Annotated in this window: 3 protein-coding genes; all 3 read right to left on the bottom strand. The window is 54.1% G+C overall.

The annotated features are described in order from the left end of the window. Positions 1 to 149 precede the first annotated feature (149 nt). Genes C7B82_RS12375 through C7B82_RS12385 form a run of 3 tightly spaced genes read right to left on the bottom strand, consistent with a single transcriptional unit; the run spans position 150 to position 3,900 of the window. A complete protein-coding gene (locus C7B82_RS12375) occupies positions 150 to 944 on the bottom strand; it encodes a hypothetical protein (RefSeq protein ID WP_106256600.1) in 795 nt (264 codons plus the stop codon). Positions 945 to 998: 54 nt separating this feature from the next. After that, positions 999 to 3,659, bottom strand: a complete 2,661-nt coding sequence (locus tag C7B82_RS12380) for a hypothetical protein (RefSeq protein WP_106256601.1) — start codon at positions 3,657 to 3,659, stop codon at positions 999 to 1,001. 7 nt (positions 3,660 to 3,666) lie between these two features. Next, a complete protein-coding gene (locus C7B82_RS12385) occupies positions 3,667 to 3,900 on the bottom strand; it encodes a hypothetical protein (RefSeq protein ID WP_106256602.1) in 234 nt (77 codons plus the stop codon). Positions 3,901 to 4,096: the final 196 nt, after the last annotated feature.

Here is a 4,096-nt window from a genome sequence, read left to right on the forward strand (position 1 = left end):
GGTTGTCATGGATGGAACTATGCTCAATTCGTTATGCCTTCTAACCCATATTTGGCAGGATCTTAAGTCTCCCCTATCCAACGGAACCAGTGCCCATCGTTTGTTGGGTAAGTCCAGGTTTCCAAATCGGCATCTTTCAATCCTAGCGGCTATTTCTGCAACTCTCCTCGCAGGCGGTCTCGTGATTCTCCTCGCTCCTTTGGGGCGGCTTCGTCAACAGAGACACGACGTGAACGCCCCTGCACCATCCGCTGAAACTCCTCTGCCTTGGCAAAATTCATCGGCTCACCTACGTCTCCCGTCTCAAAATTGCCCTGACACACCAACCGATCTTGTTCGTCTCGCACCGCGTAGTCGCCACCTGCCATCACGGTCGCTTGCCAGCGTGAACCAATCGGCAATTGAACCGTTTCTGTGGGTGAGGGCAAGCGGTGATAGGTTTGAGCGATCGCCTGTGCCAACGACGCTTGAGTCGATCGCTCCCCATTTGGCTCTCTTTGCTCCGATGATTCAACCACTTGCAAAGACTGCCGACCCGGTAATGGTGACAGACTTTGGGGTGTTTCCTCCGGTTGCCGATCCACCTGTACCGACTGCGGCTTGACCTGAAACTGCACCATTGAACGAGTCGATTCTGCGATTCTCCGATGGAGACGTTGCACGATCGCTGCTTCCAAGGGGGCTCCAATTGGTAGCTTGGGAGTCTCTGGGGCAAAGGTTCCTAGAATGCCCCCATCCACCACTTTGAGTACGGGCACTCCATTCATCGCGTGGTACTTGGGATGAGTGGGGTCTAGATCATAGGGCATTACCTCAAGCTGAAGCCGATTGCGCCAGCGCGAGAAGTCCTCTGTTGAGTAGTCGTTGTGAGCAATGCCAATGACTTTAATCGTCTCGATTTCAAACTCCTGAAGCTGCTCGATCACCTGCTCCGTCATCAGCATCTAGCCGTCGCCATACGTAGTGTGGCAGAGGCGAGTCAGAAAGCCTATCCAGGATCAACGTTGTAGCCGCTTGCTTGTCCTAAGCTTTCTGACCAAAGCTATAGATGCTAACGCGGCTTTGCCCGTATCCCCTTCCCACTGCGCCCAGGTTAAATCTGCTGGAGGCACTACCCGCAAATCATCGGGAAGCTGGTCGATGTCAATCATCTGGTTGCCAAACGTCTGCTGCAAGGCGGCGGCATTACGCTCGGACAGGTTTGGTAGGTAGAAATCCACCACAGGTAAGGCTGCGTTGACCACCGCTTCATAGCGGACGTGGCGAGCCTCCAGCGTATCCATCCAGTCCTGAGCGCGATCGAACGGTACGCTCAACTCGTATGCCTCCACCTCATAGGGACTGCTGGGCAAGGTGAACGTGCCCTCGTTAAAGGTGATGGGCAGCGTCTTCGCTACCGCCAGCGACTGTTTGCGCGGTCGGTCTAACTCAGGGCGAGTATGCTGGGTATGCCACATGGCAGCGGCAACTTGACGCTTCTCATCATCGGTGGGAAAGGCTTCGTTGATTTCTGCTCGATAGGATTCGTACAGATTGCCCAATGCCTCTCGGAATGCCTCCGCATCCTCTCCTGTCATCGTTCGGATTTGAGCCGTTGCCTGCTTTGCCCGTTCCTTCAGTGCCTCTGCCCAGTCGAGTGCCTCTACATCCAGATCGTCTCGCTCAAACAGGTAACGGAAGTGTTCACGAGGTAGCGTTCGCGGAGCGTTTCCGTAGGAAAGTCGCAATTGAGTGGCTTCCCACAGTGGATTAATCTGTTCTGCGATCGCACACAGCACCGAAACCTCGCTCTGCTCTGGTGCCTGAGTTGGTAGCCCAAACTGCCGATACAGACGCGGATTTTTCTGGAAGTCGAAAAAGGGTGAGGGATGATCCTTGCGCCATTGCTTGGTGTCGTCCAGCAGCGATGGATCGATCGTCTCCAGTCGCTCGGCACTTTTGGGTGCATCGACTTCTACTTGCAGAGCTGACATGAGGCGCTTCAGGAGTGTCTGCTGCTCACGGGCAAACTGCTGCTGCCCGATCGGTGAAGCCGCTTCTTCTGGTGTGGGTAGCGAGGTATGTACCCGACCAATCAGCGTGGCAACCCGACCAATACTGTTTTGGCAGACCGCCGCTGCAACTTTGGGCAGCGTATTATAAGCGCAGTTGCCGTTCTCATCCTGTACTTCGGTGTAGGGCACCTTCTGCCGCTTGATGACGGGTGGAAAGCGCCTCGGCTCTCCAGCCCGGAGTGTTTCTTTCGCAAGATGAGGTATCCACTTCGCAGGGGTAGCAATTAGTTGGTCGCCATCAAAGTCGCACTGATGGTACTCTGCCGCATCCCTGGGATTGATCCACACTGCCCCTTTCATCGCACACAGCTTGGGGTCGTGAGTATTGCGATAAAGGCGAATGTTGTCTGACGAAACGAGTTCCGCTAGGCGGAAGCTTCGCAACGGGTACCGAGTGACAACGACATCGCCTTTAGGCAGGTGAGGCGTACAAATTGTGCCACGGGGTAGATCCTGTCCAGGCTGTGCCATCCCCGAACTGTGTTGGAAGCCTGTATTGACGACCAGCTCCCGCCAACGGTTCGCCACCTGGGATTCCATAAAGTCGATCACTTTGGGCGCGTAAAGCAGCAGTCCGTGGCGGTCATGGCGCAGAATCGAAATCATGCGAGACTCCTGACGTTCGCCATCGGCTGCTCCGTCCTCAGCATCATTTTGCTGCCGAAACTGCTGTTGCTTGTCGTGCTGGTTAACCAGGTATTGAGCCAGCTGCAACGGATTGCGATGCCTGTCTGCCAGCTCCTGGGCTTGCTTCAAGGTAGGTTCCAGGAAGTCTGCCAAGATTGCATCTTTGGTATACCACATGGAAAACTGCCAGGAATTGCTGTAGCGAGAGACTTCGGCATTAGCACGATTGCCAAAAGCAACTGAGGGGAGTTGGTAGTCGCCACAGGGTAAGCAGTCATCCAACTGGTCTTTACGAATGCCCTTAATTGAAGACCGATCCATCACCAGATCAACACCGGGTGGTAACGTGGGATCGACCAGGAGCGTCCCTTTCGCCAGAAAACTGATGGTCGGCGCTGCTTCTTGACCAGTTTGACTCGCATCGTATGCCATCCGAAACTGAAAGGGGCGATTCTCCGTTGGAGACACTGTGTGAACGCGGGAAGCACCCTCAAACCTCAGCGATTCAAACAACCGGGGTGAGATTTTGCCGTGACAATCATGGGTTTTGAAGCCTGCGTAGTCAGGATTGGCGTAGTCTACCAGCTTGATGTTGAGGTCATTGAGTGACGTGATGCCCTTGTAGCAATCGCTCACCAGCAGCGACCCATAGCGGCAGGCAGTATCGCGCTCGGTGGCGAAGAATTGAGTCAGTTTCTCTGCCAGCGCTTGATCGGCAAAATAGAAATTCTTATCAGAGCTGAATACCAGCTTGCGGGTGATGCCATCCTCAAAGCGGCTGGCTTTCAAATGTTTTGCATCCAGCGATTCCCGATCGAGTTTGACCAGCAGCAGAGACTTCAGTTCATCTGGTGCAAAAAGCTGCTCCAGTAGGGTATGACGAACCACCTGCGGCTCCAACCATTTGCGATCGCCCTCTGGTGTGACATAGCAGATAGGAATCGAAAGCCCGCTGCCTTCTAACCGAGTCGTTTCCATCTCCACCTCATAGCTCTGGCAGACGCGGACGCTTTAGCTGCCGCTGCTTCTGAGAACGCTGGGTTGGTTCGTCCCGTTGTTCAGCCTGAGCCGTCTGTTCTGATGTCGGTGCCAGATCCCGAAGCAACGATTCCATCTCATCATGGGAAATATCACATTGTTGAATTTGAGGTGGTTTATTGGCTGATAGCGTTGCAGTCAGCACCTGATGGCTGCTGCCGACCTCATAACCTGTGAGCAAACGAAACCCATCTGCTTGCGGTTCTGTGACCTCAAACTCGTACTTGTACCGTTTTAATATGAAGCTGCGCCAAATAGGGCTTCGAGAATGAAATTGTAGGCGGTCAACGACGCAATCGCTTCAGAGGAGATCGCATCGAGTTTTGAGGAGAGCAGTTGGCGCAGGTCCTCGAGAGTTGGACAGTTTTGCCAGGCGA

Origin of the sequence: Stenomitos frigidus ULC18 (assembly GCF_003003795.1) — a bacterium.
Lineage (GTDB): Bacteria > Cyanobacteriota > Cyanobacteriia > Leptolyngbyales > Leptolyngbyaceae > Stenomitos > Stenomitos frigidus_A.

Bases quoted from the DNA above. Each gene is read 5' to 3' on its own strand.
- C7B82_RS12375 (WP_106256600.1), bottom strand. From the start codon at position 944: ATGCTGATGACGGAGCAGGTGATCGAGCAGCTTCAGGAGTTTGAAATC.
- C7B82_RS12380 (WP_106256601.1), bottom strand. From the start codon at position 3,659: ATGGAAACGACTCGGTTAGAAGGCAGCGGGCTTTCGATTCCTATCTGC.